The following is a 17,846-nucleotide window of genomic DNA, read 5'->3' on the forward strand; positions in this document are numbered from 1 at the left end:
GGGAATCGACCTTAGGCAAGCGGGGGCCTAGGGCGACTGGACGTCACGGCGGCGCTGGGCCATGCAGGATGCATGACGCTCATCCTCACCCGCATGGCGGCGCTTCGCATCCAGAACGCGCGGGCGGACTTGGTCGCGGCGGTCATGAGAGTGCGGGCGCGGCTCGGCCTGCTGCCGCCGCCCCAGGTCCGCCACGCCGCCGCGCATTGGCGCAAGGGCGTCACCTATGTCCACGCCATGGGCGCGTCGGTCGCGGGCGTCCATCACCACATGCCGCCGGTCCAGCGTTTCGAGGCCGACGCCGACGCCGCCGAGATCGGCGCGGCCGTGCTGGCCGGCCTGGCCGCCTATCGCGAGCGGCTACGGTTTCCGCCCGCCGATTCCCCGGCCGCCAAGGCGCGATACCTGGACTTCCTGAAGCTGCTGGACGCCAGGACCAACGCCGAGATGGCCAAGGGCGGAAAGTTTGTGACCATCGAGGGCGCGGCCGACACCCTGCGCTTCACGCCCTGGCGCAACGAGGGCGCGCGACGCGGCTTTTCGGGCATGCCGCCCGAGACCAACCTGGAGCTGCCCGCCGACGCCAGCCTAGAAGACCTGGGCAAGGCCCTGGCCGAGGCCTTCGCGCGCTGCGCCTGACTGGACGCCGCGCGGGCGATCGTCCAACGATGGCGCATGTCCGCCCTTGTCGCCGCCGCCTCCCCCGTCGAACTGGCCGCCCTCTGGCGCCTCGACCTGCTGACGGCGCGGGATGTGGTCCAGGTCTGCCAGGCCTGGCTGGAACAGGGCCTCGACGAGGCGTCGCCGGACATCGCCGTCCTGGCCGGCGAGATCGATCCCCGCCTCGACGATCTGCGCCCCCGCTTCGAGCGCGCCCTGGCCGCTCTCACCGGCCCCGTGCTCACCCGCGACGAAGCCCTGCTGATCGCCCTGCGCCTGCACCTGGCCGTCGCCCTCGTCCAGCCCGACGCGCGGTTCATGGGGGCCGTGGACCTGGCGGTCATCCGCTTCGCCCACGTCAGCGAGCGCCGGCTGGTGGTCCATCCGGCGCGGCTGACGGACCGTCCGGACGAAACCTTCGCCGAGCAGAACCTGGGCCTGGAGTACGTCTATAGCCTCTATTGGGAGCTCGACGATCTTCTGCGGGGCGAGATGATGGTCGCCGATCCCGCCGCCCTGGAGGCCGAGCTGAGGCGCGACCTGCGCGCGGAGGTCCAGACCCTGCACGACCACCTCCGCGCCCTGGAGGCGGACAGGAGGCGGGCGGCGATCCTCGCCTGACGGATCGGCGCCTCGGACCGGCAACGCCGCCCCCGTCCGGCGCGTTGTGATCTTGTCCGAGGAGGAGGCTCCAGCCGTGCAGAACTCCCGATGGAAGGCCGCCAGCGCCGAGGTGCACGAAGCCCTGCGCGACGCGAAGATCGCGGCGGTGATGCACGCCGTCGAGAAGGTGGACGCGGCCCTGATCGCCGACGAATACGCGGTGTTCGCCGCCGCCCTGGCGCCCGAGCTGGTGGTCAACAACCCCGGCAACATCGTCGCCGCCAGCGCCGTGGTCCGCCAGCTGAACGCCGACGGCAAGATCGCCTACAGCCAGTACGAGCGCCTGCTCGAGCACGCCTCGCTGCGCGGCGAGATGGTGCTGCTGATGGGCGAGGAGACCGTGGTGCCCAAGCCGCCCAATCCGCTGGCCGGCCAGACCGTGCACCGCCGCTTCACCGAGCTGTGGCGGCCCGACGGCGAGAAGTGGCTGCTGACGGCCCGGCAGGCGACGGTGGTGCGATAACTTCCCCCGAACGCAAAACCGTTGTCATCCCGGACCCAGGGGACTGGGCTGAGGCCTTGCGGTTCACCCGGGTCCCGGACAAGCGCTCCGCACTTTCCGGGATGACACCCCGTGGAGAGCCGGCGGAACAGGGCTCCTACTTCTCGAACACCACCTTCCCATCCACGATGGTCAGCACCGCGTCGGCCTTGAGGATTTCCGGCGGGGCCACCGTCATCAGGTCCTTGCTGAACACCGTCACGTCGGCCTTCTTGCCCGCCTCCAGCGTGCCGCGGTCCTGTTCGGCGAACGCGGCGTAGGCGGGGGCCCAGGTCAGCATGCGCAGGGCCTGGTCGCGGCTGACGGCCTCGTTGAGGCTCCAGTCGGCGTTGGCGAAGCCGTCCAGGCTGTGGCGGTAGACGGCGGCGTAGAACTCGATGCGCGGGTCGCCCACCTCGACCGGGGCGTCCGAGCCGGCGGCGATCACCGCCCCGCTGTCCAGGAAGTCCTTCCAGCGATAGCCCTCGTGCAGCCGCGCCTTGCCCAGGCGGGCGGGGGCGAAATAGAGGTCGCCGATGGCGTGGCTGGGCTGCATCGAGGCGATGACCCCCAGCTTGGCGAAGCGCGGCACGTCGGTGTCGGTGACGATCTGCGAATGCTCGATGCGCCAGCGGGCCGTCGTGTCGCCCGCCAGGGCCTCCTCGAACCAGTCCAGGGTCATGCGGTTGCCCCGGTCGCCGATGGCGTGCATGGCCACCTGGGCGCCGACGGCCTTGGCCCGCTTCATCAGGTCCAGCCCCTTGTCGCGCGGGGTCAGCTGCAGGCCCAGGCCCTCGGCGTCGCTGTAGGGCTCAAGCAGCGCCGCGCCGCGCGAGCCCAGGGCGCCGTCCATGTAGAGCTTGATCCCGCGCACCCGGATCAGGCCCGTGCCGTCCTGGGAAGGCCCTATGGGCAGGACCACGTCGGCGCTGGCCGGATCCATGTAGTTGTCGACGCGCAGGCTGAACTTCTTCTCCCGCGCCAGCCCCTGCAGGATCACCACGTCGGCCTTGTCGACGCTCATATTGTCCAGCCCCGTCCAGCCGCGCGAGGCGTAGAGGGCGCCGGCCTTTTCCAGGGCCTGGCGCTTGAGGGCGTCAGACGGCGGCGGGATCACCCCGGCCACCAGGCCCTGGGCGTGGTCGATCAGCATGCCGTCGGGCTCGCCGGCCGGGCCCTTCAGAATCTGGCCGCCGGCCGGGGCGACGGTGTCCTTGGTCACGCCCGCCGCCGCCAGGGCCGCGGTCGAGGCGACCACCGCGTGGCCGTCGGCGCGCTCCAGCACCACGATCCGGCGGGGCGCGGCGCGGTCGAGGTCGGCGCGGTTGGGGAAGCGCTTCTCGGGCCAGTGGGTCTCGATCCAGCCGCGGCCGTAGATCGGACCGTCGGGATGGGCGTCGGCATAGGCCTTCACGGCGGCGACCAGGCTCTCGATCGAGGTGGTCTGGTCCAGGTTCAGGGTCAGCTCGCGCAGGCCGATGCCGGTCAGGTGGGCGTGGGCGTCGACGAAGCCGGGGAAGGCCGCCGCGCCCTTCAGGTCGATGTCGCGCGCGTCCTTGGCCGCCTTGGCCTTGGCGGCGGCCAGGTCGCCGACGAAGGCGATGCGGTCGTCGCGGATCAGCACGGCCTGGGCGCTCGGCGTGGCGGCGACGCCGGTGTGGATCGGCCCGCCGTGGATCAGGATGTCGCCGGCGAACGCCGGGACGCTGGTGGTGGCCAGCAGGGCGGCGAGGGTGAGGATGCGGCGCACGACGATCTCCCGACAGCAAGAAACGGGAAATCTAGGCCGGGAACGGCGGCGTTGGAACCTTGACCTTTGGACTTGCCGTCGGCCGCCCGGTCGCGAAACTCACCCTGACCTCAGCAGCGCCGGGAAAGACGATGAAAGCCTACCTCGTGCTCGACTTCGCCATCCACGACCTGCGCGGCTTCATGCCCTATGTGGCCCAGATTCCGGCCTTCATCGCCAAGCACGGCGGCAAGTATGTCGTCCAGGGAACGGAGCCGACGGTCATGGAGGGCGACTGGGCGCCGCAGCGGATGGTGATCCTGGAGTTCCCCTCGCGCCAGGACGCCCAGGCGTTCCTGGACGACCCCGAAGCCCAGCCGCTGTTCGCCGTGCGCCACGCCACCACCGACAGCAAGCTGGTCCTGGTCGACGGCTGTGACTGAGCGGGACGATAGCGGATAACGGACTCCGACATCGCGCCCCCCTCTCCAACCGTCGTATCGCGCTGTTATATTGCCCCCATGACTTTCCCCTCCCCGACCCAGGGCTTCGCGCTCTTCGACACGCCGATCGGCCTGTGCGGCCTGGCGTGGGGCGAGCGGGGGCTGGTCGGCGCGCAACTCCCGGACCCGACGCCCGGCGCCTCGTGGGACCGCCTGCGCCGCCGCTATCCCGACGCCGTCGAGGCCGCCCCGCCGCCCGAGGTCCAGCAGGTGATCGAGCGGATCAACGACCTGCTGTCCGGCGGCCGCGACGACCTGACCGACGTCGAACTGGACTACGACGTGGTCGCGCCCTTCAACCGCCGTGTCTACGAGATCGCCCGCGCCGTGCCGCCGGGCGAGACCATCACCTACGGCCAGATCGCCAAGGCCGTCGGCGAGCCGGGCGCGGCCCGGGTCATCGGCAAGGCCATGGGCGAGAACCCCTGGCCGATCATCGTGCCCTGCCACCGCGTGCTGGGCGCCGACGGCAAGCCGGGCGGCTTCTCCTCGCCGGGCGGCCTGCAGACCAAGGCGCGGATGCTGACCATCGAGCGGGCCCGGACCAACGACGTCCCGACCCTGTTCGACCTGGAATTCTCGGTGGCGCCGAAGCGCGGGCGGTAGGGTCGAACCCGCCTGCACCCTAAATTTTGGTGTCATCCCGGAAAGCGCGGAGCGCTTGTCCGGGACCCAGGTGAACCGTAACGCGCCAGCCCCGTCCCCTGGGTCCCGGACAGCCTCTGCGAGGCTTCCGGGATGACAACGGTTTTGGGGCGCGATTTCTATCGGCCGAACCGATGGCGGCCAACCTCTCCGCCCTACAACCCCCGCCCCACCCGCAGCACCAGCTCGCGCAGCCAGATCGACCCCGGGTCCATCCGCGCCTCCACCGGATAGAACAGGTACTGTTGGTCCTCGCCCGGATCGATCGGCGGCTCGACCCGCAGCAGGTCCAGCGGCCCGGCCAGGGCGGCGATCAGTCGGCCGGGCACGAAGGCCACCAGGTCGGAGCGGGCGGTCATCCGCAGGGCCTGGAGATAGCTGGGCACGGCCAGGGCGATGCGGCGCTCTATGCCGTTCTGGCGCAGGAAGGGCTCGATGGCGTCGTCGCGCTCGCCCGCGCCGACCACGGCCACGTGCCGGGCGGCGTTGAACGCCGACAGGTCCGACAGCCGCCCCGCGTCCGGATGCCCGCGCCGGACGGCCAGGGCGTCTCGGTCTGTGTAGAGCGACTGGCGGTGGAAGCCGGGATAGGCCTCGCCGGTCCAGGCGATCACCAGGTCGACCGTGCGGGCGAAGTCGGGGGTCAGCACCGCCGGGCCGCGCCACGGCACCACGTCCAGCCGCACGCCGGGCGCGGCGGCGGCGACCTGGTCCAGCACGGCGGGCATCAGCAGGTCGACGCACAGGTCGGGCATCATCAGCCGGAAGCCGCGCGCGCTGGTCGCCGGGTCGAAGCCCTGGTCCTGGAACAGCCCCCTCACCTGGTCCAGGGCCTGGGCCAGGGGCGCTCGCAAGGCCTCGGCGCGGGGCGTCAGCGCCATGCGCGGCCCCACCCGCACCAGCAACGGATCGCCGGTCGCCTCGCGCAGGCGGCGCAGGGCGTGGCTGACCGCCGGCTGCGACAGGTTCAGGCGCAGGGCCGCGCGCCCGACGCTCGCTTCGGCCAGCAGCGCGTCCAGCGCCACCAGCAGGTTCAGGTCCAGCTTGGCGAGGTTCATCCGGTGAATATAGACCATCATCAGCATCGATTGGATGAATGATCCACGCGGCCGGATGATGAGGCTCCACCCTTGAACGGAGAGCCGCCATGAGCGCGACCCAAAACAACAAGCGACTGATGCAGGCCATCTTCGACGGCCTGGCGCGCGGCGACGCCAGGCTGTTCCTCGACAGCCTGGACGAGACCACCGTCTGGCGGATGATCGGGACCACGCCCTGGTCGGGCGTCTACACCGGCAAGGCCGCCATCCGCCGCGACCTGCTGACCCCGCTGTTCGCCCAGTTCGCCGACCAGTACGTCAACACGGCCGACGCCATTGTCGCCGAGGGCGACACGGTGGTGGTCGAGTGCCGGGGCAAGGTCACGACCAAGACGGGCAAGCGCTACGACAACACCTATTGCTGGGTGTGCCGCCTGGCGGACGGCAGGATCACGTCCCTGACCGAATACATGGACACCCAACTGGTGGCCGAGGCCCTGGAGGCGCCCGAACGGGGGTGAGAAGGAGGCCGGGAAGCTTGGCGGTTAACGCCGGTTCACCGTTCGTCGAACACGAGCGAAACGAATCATGACCGAATCAGCGACTTCGCCCGATTCAGTATTTGTTCCCTACAAGCTATTGTAGCTTAATTCGGATTAACCACAAATCATGTTCCGCCGAGCTCGGCCGTCAGGGTCCGGGCCTGGGCCTGGGCGGCCTCGAACAGGCCCATGGCCTCGGCCAGGGCCGCGCGGGCGACGGCCAGCTCGCGGTCGACCTCGCCCGCGGCGCCGATCAGCGTCCGGACCGTCGCCGCCTCGACCAGCACGGTGGTGCGCTGCACGTGCTGGGCGGCGCTGACCAGCACCAGGGCGGCGGAGTGGACGGCGGCCGCGCGCAGGGCGACCGCCGTCGGGTCCACGGCCTCTCCCGAGGCGGCGGCCATGTCAGCCCTTCGGCTTGGCGGCGGGGCGCCGGGACGTGGCGGGCCTGGCGGCGGTCGCCGGCTTGGCCGACGAAGACGGCTGGGCGGGCGCGGGCGTCAGGCCCTTGATGGCGGCCAGGGCGGCGTCGATCGCCTGGGCCTGGGCCTGGACGTCACCCCCGCCGAAGGCGCGCAGGGCGGCCAGCAGCGACAGCATGTTGTCCGGCACGTCCGACTGGCCCAGCTTGGCCACGGTGGCGGCCGCGGCCGCGGTGTCGAAGCTGTAGAGCTGCATCACCCCCTGGGTGACGGCGGCCTGAGCCAGGATCGCCTGGTTCTGCTGGGCGGCCGTGGCGTTCTCGTAGAGGATGCCCGTCGAGTGGGCCAGGCTCTGATAGATCGCCCCCATGGCCATGGCCGGGGCGTCGCCCAGCACCTTGACGTTGGCCTGGGTGACGGCGTCGGTGATCTGGGAATTGACGGGAGTGTCGAGGGCCATGGCGTCTTCTCCGGACTGCCGGAGATCATCCTCCGGTCGTGCGGCGGCATTCTTCACGCGCGGCCCTCAGCTTGGCAATCGGCGTTATGCGAAACGCGCGCGCCCTCCCTACTCCGGCGTGCAGGTCGCGCTGACGCGCTTGGCCTCCATCACCCCGGCCAGCGGGATGCCGTTGATGGTCTTCATGTGGACGTTCAGGCGGAAGCTCTCGGGGGTGTAGGTCCCCTTGGCGTCCACGGGCGCCACGCGGCCCTTCTTGTCGGTCCAGGTGCCCTTCAGCTGCACCTTGCCGTCCTGCACCACCCGGGTGTCGTAGTCGCAGGTGTACTTGCGGGTGCAGATGCCCTTGGCGAACTGCTCGACGTCGGCCTGCTTGAGGCAGCGGTCCTCGCTGCCGGCCGGGATCGGGCCGACGCGGTAGCTGTATTCCCACTGGCCGGGCAGAATCATCGTCCGCGCGCCGGCGGCGCCGGCGGCACCGGCGATTTGGGGGGCCGCGACGGCCGCCACGGCGCCCAGAATCAGCGTTCCGGCGATCAGGGCGGGGGCGAACAGGCGCATGCGGTCGATCTCCTTCAGGGACGGCTCTATATATAGAGCGGCAGATGAACCGCGTTTGAAGGCGATGTTGGGGCCGCGCTTCCGCCCTTCGCGTCCATTCGACCGTCAGGCGCGGCTTGACTCGGCAAGGCCCCTTCGCCTATATCGCCCGCTCTCGCGCGGCGGTCCGCCCATCGCGCGCCGAAATTCATGTTGCGGAGCCTTCGGCTTCGCCTAAGCCCAAGGTATCCACATGTCGCGCCGTTGCGAACTCACTGGGGTCGGTCCGATGGTCGGCCACAATGTGAGCCACTCGAACATCAAGACCAAGCGCCGCTTCCTGCCGGCGCTGGCTCCCGCCTCGCTGCAGTCGGAATCGCTGGGTCAGACCTTCAAGCTGCGCATCAGCAACGCCGCGCTGCGCACCCTGGACTTCAAGGGAGGCCTGGACGTGTTCCTGCTGGGCGCCAAGGACGAGCAGCTGTCGCCGCGCGCCCTGAAGATCAAGGCCCAGGTGAAGGCGAAGGCCAAGGCCGCCGCGGTCGCCGCCTAAGACTTTCTCGGTTTACGCCGAACGAAAGGCCCGCGAGGTTCGCCTCGCGGGCCTTTTCGCGTCTGGATCCTCGGTGTCCACACCGGGCAAAACCCTGGGAGCCTGGCCGGGTTAGCCCCGATTGCGACGCCCCCGCCCCTTGCGGATGCTGCCCCGCGGCCACGCTCGGTCCGAGCCCGCCGACCAGGAGCCCATCCATGACCTTCAGAATCCTCGCCGTCTCGCTGCTGCTGGGCGCGAGCCTCGCCCAGGCCCCGGTCCCGGCCCACGCCGCCCAGGCCCAGGCGACGCCCGCCGCCGAGGCCATGCCCGCGCCGGACAAGCCGCTGACCGCCGCCGATCTGGAAGGCATGCGCGAGGAGCTGCGCTCGTCCCGCAAGCAGATCATCGCGGCGACCCTGACCCTCAGCGACGCCGAGGCCACGCGCTTCTGGCCGGTCTACGACCGCTACGCCGCCGAGCGGACCAAGATCAAGGACGACCAGTACGCTCTGGTCGCCGACTACGTGAACAAGTACGGCCAGTACGACGACAAGGGCGCGATGGACTTCATCGGCCGCTGGCTGGACCAGGACACCCGCCTGGCCGCCCTGCGGTCCAAGTACGTGCCGATCGTCGGCAAGACCCTGCCGGGCGTGAAGGCGGCCACCTTCTTCCAGATCGACCGCCGCCTCAGCATGGCCATCGACCTGAAGCTGGCCTCGATGCTGCCGATCCTGCAGACCCAGACGCCGGCGAAATAGCGGCCGGGGGCCTTCAGCGTCGAAGCTCCAAATCCGTTGCCATCGCGGAAACGCGAAGCGTTGTCCGGGACCCTGGTGAACCGCAAAGCCTTCGCCCAGTCCCCTGGGTCCCGGACAGCCTCTGCGAGGCTTCCGGGATGACAACCTATGCTCAACGGGCTCAAGAGCTGGATTCCACGCACGAAAAAGCCCTCCCCCGTCGCCGGGAGAGGGCTTCTTCAACGCTTACTGGTGAGACGGCCGATAAGCCGCCGCCTCGGTACTAAGGGGTTGTCCGGTCTTAGCGGGCGCGGATGGCCGGGTTGGCGTCGTTGTACGAGGCCAGTTCCGGGTTGTTCAGCTTGCTGACGGCGTCGTTGACCGAGGCGCGCACGCACGAGGGGTACAGGTAGGTGGCCAGGCTCTCGCCGCGGACGTTCTGCCAGCAGACGGTCGAGGCGGCCTTGACGATTTCGGCGCGCAGCTCGGCCGGGGCCTTGCCGGCGGTCTTGATGCGGACTTCGGCGGCGCCGGCGGGAGCGGCGGCGAACAGGGCGACGGCCGAGGCGGCCAGGACGATGGTGCGGATCATGGGACGGATTCCGGGACAGCGTTGATTTCAACCCGTCCGAAAAACGTTTCCCCTGGCGGCTGGTCCAGGATCTCGCCCGCTCTGCCGCCTTTGCTCAAGCTGTAACTTGTCGCGCGTCACTTATCAACGGTTATGTTGCAGTGCGGACGCAAAACCGGTTGACACGAATTGTCGCGGGAAAGCGGGGCCGCAACCCGGTCCCGTGCCGCCGAAGCCGCGCGGGACCGGGCCGGAACGCGGGGTCCTAGTAGCTGGCCTTGATCAGGCCGTTGGCGCGGAACGCCTGGCGGTCATAGGCCTTCAGGGTGGGGCTGCCCACCTTCAGGACGGCGTCGCGGGTGACTTCGCGCACGCAGTAGGCGTAGAGGTCGTCGGCGTGCTTGCCCACGTCCTCGCGGCAGATCGACGAGGCGGCGGCGACGATGTCGGCGTGGATGGCGGCGTCGGTGCGGCCGCGGACCTTGACGTGTTGTTCGGCGGCGAAGGCCGACGAGGCGGTGGACAGGGCCAGGGCCGAAGCGGCCAGGACAAACAGAGTCTTCATGATCGATACTTCCGAAAGGGGGTTGGGGTTCAACCACCTCCCGGTGCGTTCCTCTGACGGCCGTTGGGATCTCGCCCGCTCAAACCATCGAAGGTAGCGGTAACATGACAACGCTGTCGTTTGAAGTAAAATATTGAGTTTCAAAGGAAACTATCTCGGAAGCTCGAAAAACGGGCGCCGCGACCGGGTCGATCCGGCCGCGGCGCCTGGTCGTGCGGCCTAGTCCACCGCCATGGCGGCGGCGGCCAGCTTCTCCAGGTTCAGGTACTGCTCCTTCTCGACGGTCACGCCGACACCGAAGATCGTCCCGCCCTTGAAAGTCCCGGGCGTAACATAGTCCTCGCTGACCGCGTCGCCGCTGTCGCGCCCGATGCACAGACCGTCGCCCGACAGGGTGAACTTGCCCAGCTGGGTCTTCATCGGCCCCTGGGTCGCGACCTCCTCGCCCACATAGAGCGTGGTCTTGCCGGTCGACTCGCCGTTCGGCCCCTCGCCTTCGCGGATGAACTCCACACCCAGCGTCTGCTTGCCGGGCTTGAGCTTGCCCGACACGAACTTCTGCTCGGGCTTGATGCCCAGGAAGTTGTAGACGTAGTGCAGCTTGCCGTCCTTGATGAACAGGCTGTGGCCGCCGAAGCGCGAGCCGTGGGCGAAGATCACGCCTTCGGCCTTATCGGTGATCTCGACGTCGGCGATGATCTTGTAGGATCGACCGCGCACGTTGACCGCCACGCCTTCCGGCACCGGCGAGGTGTCGGGATAATAGACATAGCGTTCACGCGGCGGTTCGGCCCCGGGACGCTCGACGCCGAGGATCTCGGCGGCGCTGCGGTCGTCCAGCGGCAGCACGTTGTTGGCCTCGGCCTCCTCGAACCAGGCCTTGACCAGCGCCTGGAGTTTTTCCGGATGCTTGTCGGCCAGGTCGATCGATTCCGAGCGGTCGACGTCGACGTGGTACAGCTCCCAGTCGTCGTGGTCGAAGTGACCCTTGCCGGTCAGCGGGGCGTGGATGGCCGCGGCCTTCCAGCCGTCCTCCCAGATGCCGCGCGTGCCCAGCATGGCGTAGTACTGGCGCTTCTTCTTCGTCGGCCCGTCGGCCTCGAAGCTGTACTTCATCGACACGCCGGACAGCGCGTGCTGCTTCACCCCGCGATAGGTGTGGGGCATCTCGATGCCGATGCACTCCAGGATCGTCGGCACCAGGTCGACGGCGTGATGGTACTGGTTGCGCACCTCGCCCTTGGCCTTGATGCCCTTGGGCCAGGAGATGACCATCGGGCAGGCGGTGCCGCCGGCGTATTCCGAATAGCGCTTGAACATCTTGTAGGGCGCCGAGAACGCCGCCGCCCAGCCCGTGGGATAGTGGTTGTAGGTCTCTGGCCCGCCCAGCACGTCGAGATACTTCATGTTCTCGCTCAGCTCGTCGGGATAGTTGTTGAAGAACTTGTTCTCGTTGACCGAGCCGTTCGGACCGCCCTCGCCCGACGCGCCGTTGTCCGAGCAGTAGAGGATGATGGTGTTTTCGAGCTGGTGGCTCTTTTCGAGATAGTCGATCAGCCGGCCCACCTGCTCGTCGGTGTATTCCGAGAAGCCGGCATAGACCTCGGCCATGCGCGAGAAGAGCTTGCGTTCCTGCTCGTTCAGCTCCTCCCAGGGGCGCACATAGTCGCCGGGATTGGCCTGGTCCTCCCGCATAGGGTTGAAGTCCTCGAGCTTGGTGTCGGCCGGCAGCAGGCCCTTCTCGATCATCCGCGGCACCACCCACTTGCGATAGGCGTCGTAGCCCTCGTCGAACTTACCCTTGTAGCGGTCGGCATATTCCTTGGGCGCGTGGTGCGGGGCGTGGTTGGCGCCGGGGCACAGCCACATGAACCAGGGCTTGGACGGATTGCTGGCCTTCTGGTCGCGGATCATCTGCATGGCCTGGTCGACCAGGTCCTTGGACAGGTGATAGCCGTCCTCCGGACCGTAAGGCTGGTCGATGAACTTGTTGTCCTCGGTCAGGTCCGGGTACCAGTTGTTGGTCTCGCCGCCGAGGAAGCCGTAGTAGCGGTCGAAGCCCTTCTGCAGCGGCCATTCGGACTTGGGACCACCCGCGCAGATGTCCTGTTCGGGCACGTTGTGGTCCTTGCCCAGCCAGAAGGTGCTGTAGCCGCTGTCCTGCAGCATCTGACCGACCGTCATGCAGTCCTCGGGCACGCGGCCGCTCCAGCCCGGGAAGCCGTTGGCGCCCTCGGTGATGCACGACATGCCGTTGAGGTGGTGGTTGCGGCCCGTCAGGAAGCAGGAGCGGGTGGGCGAGCACAGGGCCGTGGTATGCCACTGGGTGTAGGTCAGACCGTTGTCGGCCAGCTTCTGCAGGGTCGGCATGTTGATCGCCCCGCCATACGGCTGCCAGGCCGCCTGGCCGGTGTCGTCATAAAGGACGATCAGCACGTTGGGCGCGCCGTCGGGCGCCTTGGGCGGCAGGAACGGCTCCCAGTCCGCCTTGGAGTCGCGGATGTCGAGCTTGATGACGCCGTTGAACGGTTTCTTGGCCACGAGAGCCTCCGGGGGTTCGAGTTCTCACGCGCCGGCGGTCCGCCCGCCCCCCCGGCGGCGGCCCTCGTCGGCGGAGCATCCTGGCGATGCGGACGCGGACTGGGCCATGGGCGGAATCCCTCGGCGAGGCTTCCGATGATCCCCGTTCGAAGGGCGGGAAAACCGATATTTCCGTAGGGCGGGTCCGCCGGGCCGCCGCTAGGGGGGACGACCGCCGGCCAAGACGACCGCGTCACGGCGCGAAGACGTCCGGCGCGCGGCGGCCCCGCTAGGGCAAACCCGCCCTTCGACACCGGGCATCGCTGGATTTTGGGCTCCGCGCCCGCGCCCTAGGCTGCCCGCCGCCAAGGAGAGCCGCCATGCCCGACACCGCCGCCCCCTACGTCGCGCGACAGTTCAACGCCGCCCATCCCCACCTCGCCAATTCCGGGGGCGTGGCCGCCCAGCTGGCCAACCAGGCCTATGTCGAGGCCCTGGCAAAAGTCGTCTTCTACTGGGGCTATCCGGCCGTCGACACCTTCAGCCGGACCGACGCCTGGGAGGTGATGAAGGACGGTCCCGGCGCCACCATGGGCCTGTTCCCGGGGTCGCCCAAGAACGTGATGGGCTATCTGGACGACTACATGTCGCCGGCCCAGCGCAAGGTCGTCACCCCCAACAGCGACACCATCTACGGCGTTTCCGTCGTCGATCTGGCGGACGAAGGCGTGGTGATCCAGACGCCGACCGACGCTCCCCCCGGGCACTACTGGACGATCCAGATCGCCGACCTCTTCACCACGGTGATCCGCCAGCTCGGTTCGGCCTCGGGCACGCCGGGCGGCAAGTTCCTGCTGGTGGGCCCGGACTGGCGGGGCGAGACGCCCGAAGGCTTCGTCGAGGTGCTGCGCTCGCCCACCAATATCGCCCTGGCGATGGGGCGCAGCTTCATGGCGCGCTCGGCGGAGTCCAAGGCCCAGGCGCGGGCGGTGCTCAACCAGATCGGCGTCTACCCGCTCAGCCAGGACGCGCCGGGCTTGCGCGTCTTCGACTGCGAGGCCTGCGCGCGGAACAAGGTCTATCCCCCGCCGATCACGCCCGAGATCATCGCCGCCGATCCCGACATCCTGCGCATCCGCCCCGTCCACGCCGAACGGTTCTGGGACGACCTGGAAAAGGCCCTGGACGCCAATCCCAAGGTCGCGCCCGACGACGCCCCCATGGTCGACCAGGCCCGCACCCTGTTGGCCCTGCGCGCCTCGGACCCCGCCTGGAAGGCGCTGATCGACCGCGTCGCCCTGGTCGCCGAGAGCGAGCTGTTCGAGTCGGCCAAGTACCACCAGGTCGGCGTCGGGGCCGGCGGCGGCTGGCAGCGGCAGGAGAACGGCGGCGCCTGGGGGACCGACTGGTTCGGCCGCGCCCAGGCGGCCGTGATCTACATCTATGTCAACGACTTCCACGAGGCGGTCTACTTCGTGCGCGGCACGGACGCGAAGGGCGCCCTGCTCCAGGGCCGCTACACCTACGCCGTCACCTTCCCCAAGGGCGGCCTGCCGCCGGTGGACCGCGCGCGCGGCGGCTTCTGGTCGCTGTCGATGTACGACCAGGACTACTACTTCCTGACGCCCAGCCCCAACGGGCGCAACAACCTGGGCACGGTCAATCTCGACGCCGACGAGCTGGTCTTCAACGCCGACGGCTCGCTGACCCTGACCCTGTCGAGCCGCGAACCGGCCGATCCGACGGCGCGCGCCAACTGGCTGCCCGCGCCGGCCGGACAGTTCGCCCTGCTGGTCCGCACCTACGTGCCGACCGAGGCGATCCTGAGCGGGGCGTATGTCCTGCCCGAGGTGACGCGGGCGGGGTAGCGGCCCTCTGAACCCCTCTCTCTTTGAGAGAGGGAGGGGCCCGCCGCGAAGCGGTGGGAGGGTGAGAGGTTTCACCGTCGGCCGGCAAACCACCAGACGCTCAACCTCGCTTTCGGGCCTTTCCGATGAAGCGAGCCGCGCCACCGCCGTGGATCGGGCGGTCAGCCGAAGGCTGCTGAACGACCGCGTTTCATCCTGAAAGCGTGTAACCTCTCACCCTCCCATGGCTTCGCCATGGGCCCCTCCCTCTCTCTAAGAGAGAGGGTGAGGAAGGCGCCCCTACCGCCGTCTCTTCACCGGCTTGGGCGGAGCCGGCGGCGGGGGCGGCGGGGCGGTCCAGTCGAAGGCCATCAGCAGGGTGCGTTCCTGCGGGGCGTCGTTGTCGTCCGACAGGATGTAGATCCGCGTCGCGCCGGACGGGCCGGTGCTGAGCGCGATCCCCTCGAAATTGTCGCGGGTGGTCGCCCCGTCCAGGGTCAGGGTCGCGGCCAGGAACTGCTTGGCGGCCGGGGCGCGGGGATCGACGACGAACCGCACCTGGCCGCGCCAGCCGCGGATCGGGTCGTAGGCGCGGTAGAGGGCGGCGATCGCCTGGCCCTGGAAGGCCGCGAACGAGGTCAGGCCCCAGGTGAAGTCCGGCGGCGACTGCGGGGCCAGGCCCACGCACTGGGCCGACAGCTTGCACAGCCACACTTCGCCCTCCTCGCCGCCCACCAGATAGGCGTCGGGCCCGGCGATCGGATAGGCGGTCAGGGCCTCCATGCCCTCGTTGTCGGGGAAGGTGGTGGCCGGCTTGTTGACCGCGCGCGGCGTCCCGTAGGAGCCGTCGGCCAGACGCGGATAGAGCCAGATCCGGTGCTCGCGCTCGAAGCTGACCAGCCGGTCGCCGTTGGCCAGGATGGCCAGGCCCTCGGCGTCGGACTGGGCCTTGCCCTGCAGCGGCTGGCCGTCCAGGCCCTTCAGCGGTTGCAGCTTGCCGTCGGTCAGGCCGACCAGGCGGCCGGCCTCGTCCAGCTTCAGCTTCGCCTCGAACAGGTCGCCGTCGTCGCTGACCGCCACCAGCCCGCCGTCGGGGCCGAACTTCAGGTCCGACAGGCCGTGCAGGCGCTGGGTGTCGGGGCTGCTGATGGCGATGCCGCCGGCGTAGACGAAGCGGCCGATCGAAACCGGCGGCGGATTGGCCGAGCTCAGGGGCACGGGCGTGGTCGTCAGGTTGATCTCGGGCCCGACCTTGACCGGAGCGACCGGCAGGACGGCCGGTTGCGGCGGGGCCTTGGCGCACTGGCCCAGGGCCAGCGAGACCAGACCCAGGACGAGGAAGCCGCGCAGTCCGATCACGCGGGGACCTTGCGGGCGGCCTTGGGCTGCGAAGGCTGCACGGTCGGCGGCGCGGCCAGCAGGCCCCGGGCCCGCTTGACGGCCTTGGGCTCCTCGTCGAACAGCCCGGCCAGCTGGTCGACCAGGGCGCCGCCCAGCTGCTCGACGTCGACGATGGTGACGGCGCGGCGGTAGTAGCGCGTGACGTCGTGGCCGATGCCGACGGCGATCAGCTCGACCGGGCTCTTGGTCTCAATCTCGGCGATCACCTGCCGCAAGTGGCGCTCCAGATAGTGGCCCGAATTGACGCTGAGGGTGGAGTCGTCCACCGGCGCGCCGTCAGAGATCACCATCAGAATGCGGCGGGCTTCGGGCCGGCCGACCAGGCGCTGGTGGGCCCACATCAGGGCCTCGCCGTCGATGTTCTCCTTCAGCAGTCCCTCGCGCATCATCAGGCCCAGGTTCTTGCGGGCCCGGCGCCAGGGCGCGTCGGCGGACTTGTAGATGATGTGGCGCAGGTCGTTCAGGCGGCCGGGCGCGGGCGGCTTGCCGGCCTTGATCCACTCGTCGCGGGCGCTCCCGCCCTTCCAGGCGCGGGTGGTGAAGCCCAGCACCTCGACCTTGACCGCGCAGCGCTCCAGCGTGCGGGCCAGGATGTCGGCGCAGACCGCCGCCACCATGATCGGCCGGCCGCGCATCGAGCCGGAATTGTCGATCAGCAGGGTCACCACCGTGTCGCGGAACTCGATGTCCTCCTCCTGCTTGAAGGAGAGCGGCGCGGTGGGGTCGACGATCACCCGGGTCAGGCGGGCGACGTCCAGCATCCCCTCCTCCAGGTCGAAGGTCCAGGCGCGGTTCTGCTGGGCCAGCAGGCGGCGCTGCAGCTTGTTGGCCAGGCGCGAGACCACGCTGGAGAAGGCCGCCAGCTGCTGGTCCAGATAGGCGCGCAGGCGGGTCAGCTCGTCGGCGTCGCACAGGTCCTCGGCCGGCACCACCTCGTCATAGGCCGTGGTGAACACCTTGTAGGGCGGCTCGCCGGCCCCGCCCTGGCCGGGATCGGGACGGGCGGGCTTGGCGCCGTCGCCCATCTCGGGCGCTTCCTCGGTGTCCTCGGGATCGCCGTCCTGCTCGGACTGGACCATCTCCTCGTCGCCGGCCTCGGACTCGCGGTCCGAGGTCTCGGCCTGCTCGGGCTGGGCGCCGTCGGACTGCTCGCCCTCGCCTTCGCCGCTGTCGTCCTCCGAGGCCTCGGTGTTCTGGTCCTCGTCGCCCTCGTCCTCGTCGGACTGCTCGGTGGCGTCGGACATGTCCTCGCCCAGGTCCAGGTCGCGCAGAATCTCGCGGGTGACCTTGGCGAAGGCCTGCTGGTCGTCGATGGCGGCGGCCAGGCGGTCCAGGTCCTTGCCGGCCTTGGACTCGATGTCGGCGCGCAGGATGTCGACCAGGGCCTTGGCCCCGTCGGGCGGGGCGTCGCCGGTCAGGCGCTCGCGCACCATCAGCGACAGGATCTCGGCCATGGGGGCGGACTGGCGGTCGGTGGCGACGGCGCGGGTCAGGCCCTGCTTTTCGAGGCGAGCCTCCAGCGCGGCCGTCAGGTTGGCGCGCACGCCGCCCAGGTTGTTGGAGCCGATCGCCTCGATCCGGGCCTGCTCGATGGCCTCGAAGGCCGCCTGGCCGTCGGGCGAACCGGGCCGGGCGCGGGCGTGCGAGACCGGGTCGTGGTGGGCCAGCCGCAAGGCCATCTGGTCGGCCAGGCCGCGGATGCGGGCGGCTTCCTTGGAATTGAGGTCGCGCGGCGGATGCGGCAGCACCGCCCGGTTGCCGACCAGGCTGGGTCCCTCGCCCGAGAACACCACCTCCAGATCGGGCGTCTCGGCGAGCGACCGCGCCGCGTGGGCTAGGGCGCGCTTGAAGGGTTCCGTCGGGCTTTCGGGCTTGGAGGCCATGGAAATGGGTTACCGACCCGCGGCGGCGAAGACAAGGCGGAGCAAGGGGAACTGCAACAAAGGAACATTGAAAGTGCAGGCCGCGTTTGCCTTGGCGAA

The 17,846-nt window shown here is 69.5% G+C and carries 19 protein-coding genes; 9 read left to right on the plus strand and 10 right to left on the minus strand.

Features of this window, described 5'->3' with window-relative positions; genetic code table 11:
* Positions 1-72 precede the first annotated feature (72 nt).
* The 3 genes from BR39_RS0104690 to BR39_RS25210 all read left to right on the plus strand — a co-directional run bounded on the left by BR39_RS0104690 (position 73) and on the right by BR39_RS25210 (position 1,786).
* Entirely contained in the window at positions 73-639 is a 567-nt protein-coding gene (locus tag BR39_RS0104690) for a hypothetical protein (RefSeq protein ID WP_029908215.1), read from the plus strand.
* Positions 640-675: 36 nt separating this feature from the next.
* Positions 676-1,281: a hypothetical protein gene (locus tag BR39_RS0104695; protein ID WP_029908217.1), complete on the plus strand. Its 606-nt coding sequence runs from the start codon at positions 676-678 to the stop codon at positions 1,279-1,281.
* Between the two features lie 76 nt (positions 1,282-1,357).
* Complete coding sequence (locus BR39_RS25210; RefSeq protein ID WP_051695190.1) at positions 1,358-1,786, plus strand: nuclear transport factor 2 family protein; 429 nt, start codon at positions 1,358-1,360, stop codon at positions 1,784-1,786.
* Between the two features lie 136 nt (positions 1,787-1,922).
* On the opposite strand, the gene BR39_RS0104705 is transcribed toward BR39_RS25210, so the two are convergent.
* Positions 1,923-3,554, minus strand: a complete 1,632-nt coding sequence (locus tag BR39_RS0104705) for an amidohydrolase (protein ID WP_029908220.1) — start codon at positions 3,552-3,554, stop codon at positions 1,923-1,925.
* Between the two features lie 131 nt (positions 3,555-3,685).
* Between BR39_RS0104705 and BR39_RS0104710 the strand changes: the two genes are divergently transcribed.
* Positions 3,686-3,976 (plus strand): DUF1330 domain-containing protein, encoded by a 291-nt coding sequence (locus tag BR39_RS0104710; RefSeq protein WP_029908223.1) that lies wholly within the window; start codon positions 3,686-3,688, stop codon positions 3,974-3,976.
* 78 nt (positions 3,977-4,054) lie between these two features.
* Complete coding sequence (locus BR39_RS0104715; RefSeq protein WP_029908224.1) at positions 4,055-4,642, plus strand: methylated-DNA--[protein]-cysteine S-methyltransferase; 588 nt, start codon at positions 4,055-4,057, stop codon at positions 4,640-4,642.
* Positions 4,643-4,836: 194 nt separating this feature from the next.
* Here BR39_RS0104715 and BR39_RS0104720 read toward each other — a convergent pair whose 3' ends face one another.
* A complete protein-coding gene (locus tag BR39_RS0104720; RefSeq protein ID WP_231499397.1) occupies positions 4,837-5,760 on the minus strand; it encodes a LysR family transcriptional regulator in 924 nt (307 codons plus the stop codon).
* Between the two features lie 68 nt (positions 5,761-5,828).
* On the opposite strand from BR39_RS0104720, the gene BR39_RS0104725 reads away from it, so the two are divergent.
* The gene (locus BR39_RS0104725) at positions 5,829-6,242 is read left to right on the plus strand and encodes a nuclear transport factor 2 family protein (protein WP_029908226.1); all 414 of its coding nucleotides are present in this window, start codon (positions 5,829-5,831) and stop codon (positions 6,240-6,242) included.
* A gap of 146 nt (positions 6,243-6,388) precedes the next feature.
* On the opposite strand, the gene BR39_RS0104730 is transcribed toward BR39_RS0104725, so the two are convergent.
* From BR39_RS0104730 to BR39_RS0104740, 3 genes are all read right to left on the minus strand, one after another.
* Positions 6,389-6,667: a hypothetical protein gene (locus tag BR39_RS0104730; RefSeq protein WP_029908227.1), complete on the minus strand. Its 279-nt coding sequence runs from the start codon at positions 6,665-6,667 to the stop codon at positions 6,389-6,391.
* A 1-nt stretch (position 6,668) separates the two neighbouring features.
* On the minus strand, positions 6,669-7,145 hold the full coding sequence (locus tag BR39_RS25215; protein WP_081916542.1) for a RebB family R body protein: 477 nt from the start codon (positions 7,143-7,145) through the stop codon (positions 6,669-6,671).
* Between the two features lie 108 nt (positions 7,146-7,253).
* Positions 7,254-7,706 carry a DUF3617 family protein gene (locus BR39_RS0104740; protein WP_029908229.1) on the minus strand — a complete coding sequence of 151 codons (453 nt, stop codon included), beginning with the start codon at positions 7,704-7,706 and terminating at the stop codon, positions 7,254-7,256.
* Between the two features lie 232 nt (positions 7,707-7,938).
* Here BR39_RS0104740 and rpmB point away from each other — a divergent pair, with 232 nt between their 5' ends.
* Positions 7,939-8,238 (plus strand): 50S ribosomal protein L28, encoded by a 300-nt coding sequence (gene rpmB / locus BR39_RS0104745; RefSeq protein WP_029908231.1) that lies wholly within the window; start codon positions 7,939-7,941, stop codon positions 8,236-8,238.
* A gap of 197 nt (positions 8,239-8,435) precedes the next feature.
* Positions 8,436-8,981, plus strand: a complete 546-nt coding sequence (locus BR39_RS0104750; protein ID WP_029908232.1) for a hypothetical protein — start codon at positions 8,436-8,438, stop codon at positions 8,979-8,981.
* A gap of 280 nt (positions 8,982-9,261) precedes the next feature.
* On the opposite strand, the gene BR39_RS0104755 is transcribed toward BR39_RS0104750, so the two are convergent.
* From BR39_RS0104755 to BR39_RS0104765, 3 genes are all read right to left on the minus strand, one after another.
* Entirely contained in the window at positions 9,262-9,552 is a 291-nt protein-coding gene (locus tag BR39_RS0104755) for a hypothetical protein (RefSeq protein ID WP_029908234.1), read from the minus strand.
* A gap of 244 nt (positions 9,553-9,796) precedes the next feature.
* On the minus strand, positions 9,797-10,096 hold the full coding sequence (locus tag BR39_RS0104760) for a hypothetical protein (protein ID WP_029908236.1): 300 nt from the start codon (positions 10,094-10,096) through the stop codon (positions 9,797-9,799).
* A gap of 219 nt (positions 10,097-10,315) precedes the next feature.
* A complete protein-coding gene (locus tag BR39_RS0104765; protein WP_029908238.1) occupies positions 10,316-12,637 on the minus strand; it encodes an arylsulfatase in 2,322 nt (773 codons plus the stop codon).
* A 359-nt stretch (positions 12,638-12,996) separates the two neighbouring features.
* Between BR39_RS0104765 and BR39_RS0104770 the strand changes: the two genes are divergently transcribed.
* Positions 12,997-14,484: a DUF1254 domain-containing protein gene (locus tag BR39_RS0104770; protein WP_029908240.1), complete on the plus strand. Its 1,488-nt coding sequence runs from the start codon at positions 12,997-12,999 to the stop codon at positions 14,482-14,484.
* A gap of 279 nt (positions 14,485-14,763) precedes the next feature.
* Here the strand turns inward: BR39_RS0104770 and BR39_RS0104775 are convergent, their stop codons facing one another.
* Both BR39_RS0104775 and cobT read right to left on the minus strand, forming a co-directional pair.
* Complete coding sequence (locus tag BR39_RS0104775) at positions 14,764-15,822, minus strand: esterase-like activity of phytase family protein (RefSeq protein ID WP_029908242.1); 1,059 nt, start codon at positions 15,820-15,822, stop codon at positions 14,764-14,766.
* Entirely contained in the window at positions 15,819-17,747 is a 1,929-nt protein-coding gene (gene cobT, locus BR39_RS0104780) for a cobaltochelatase subunit CobT (RefSeq protein ID WP_029908244.1), read from the minus strand. The genes BR39_RS0104775 and cobT overlap by 4 nt, the downstream gene beginning before the upstream one ends.
* Positions 17,748-17,846 lie beyond the last annotated feature (99 nt).

It is taken from the genome of Caulobacter sp. UNC358MFTsu5.1, assembly GCF_000712075.1.
GTDB lineage: Bacteria > Pseudomonadota > Alphaproteobacteria > Caulobacterales > Caulobacteraceae > Caulobacter.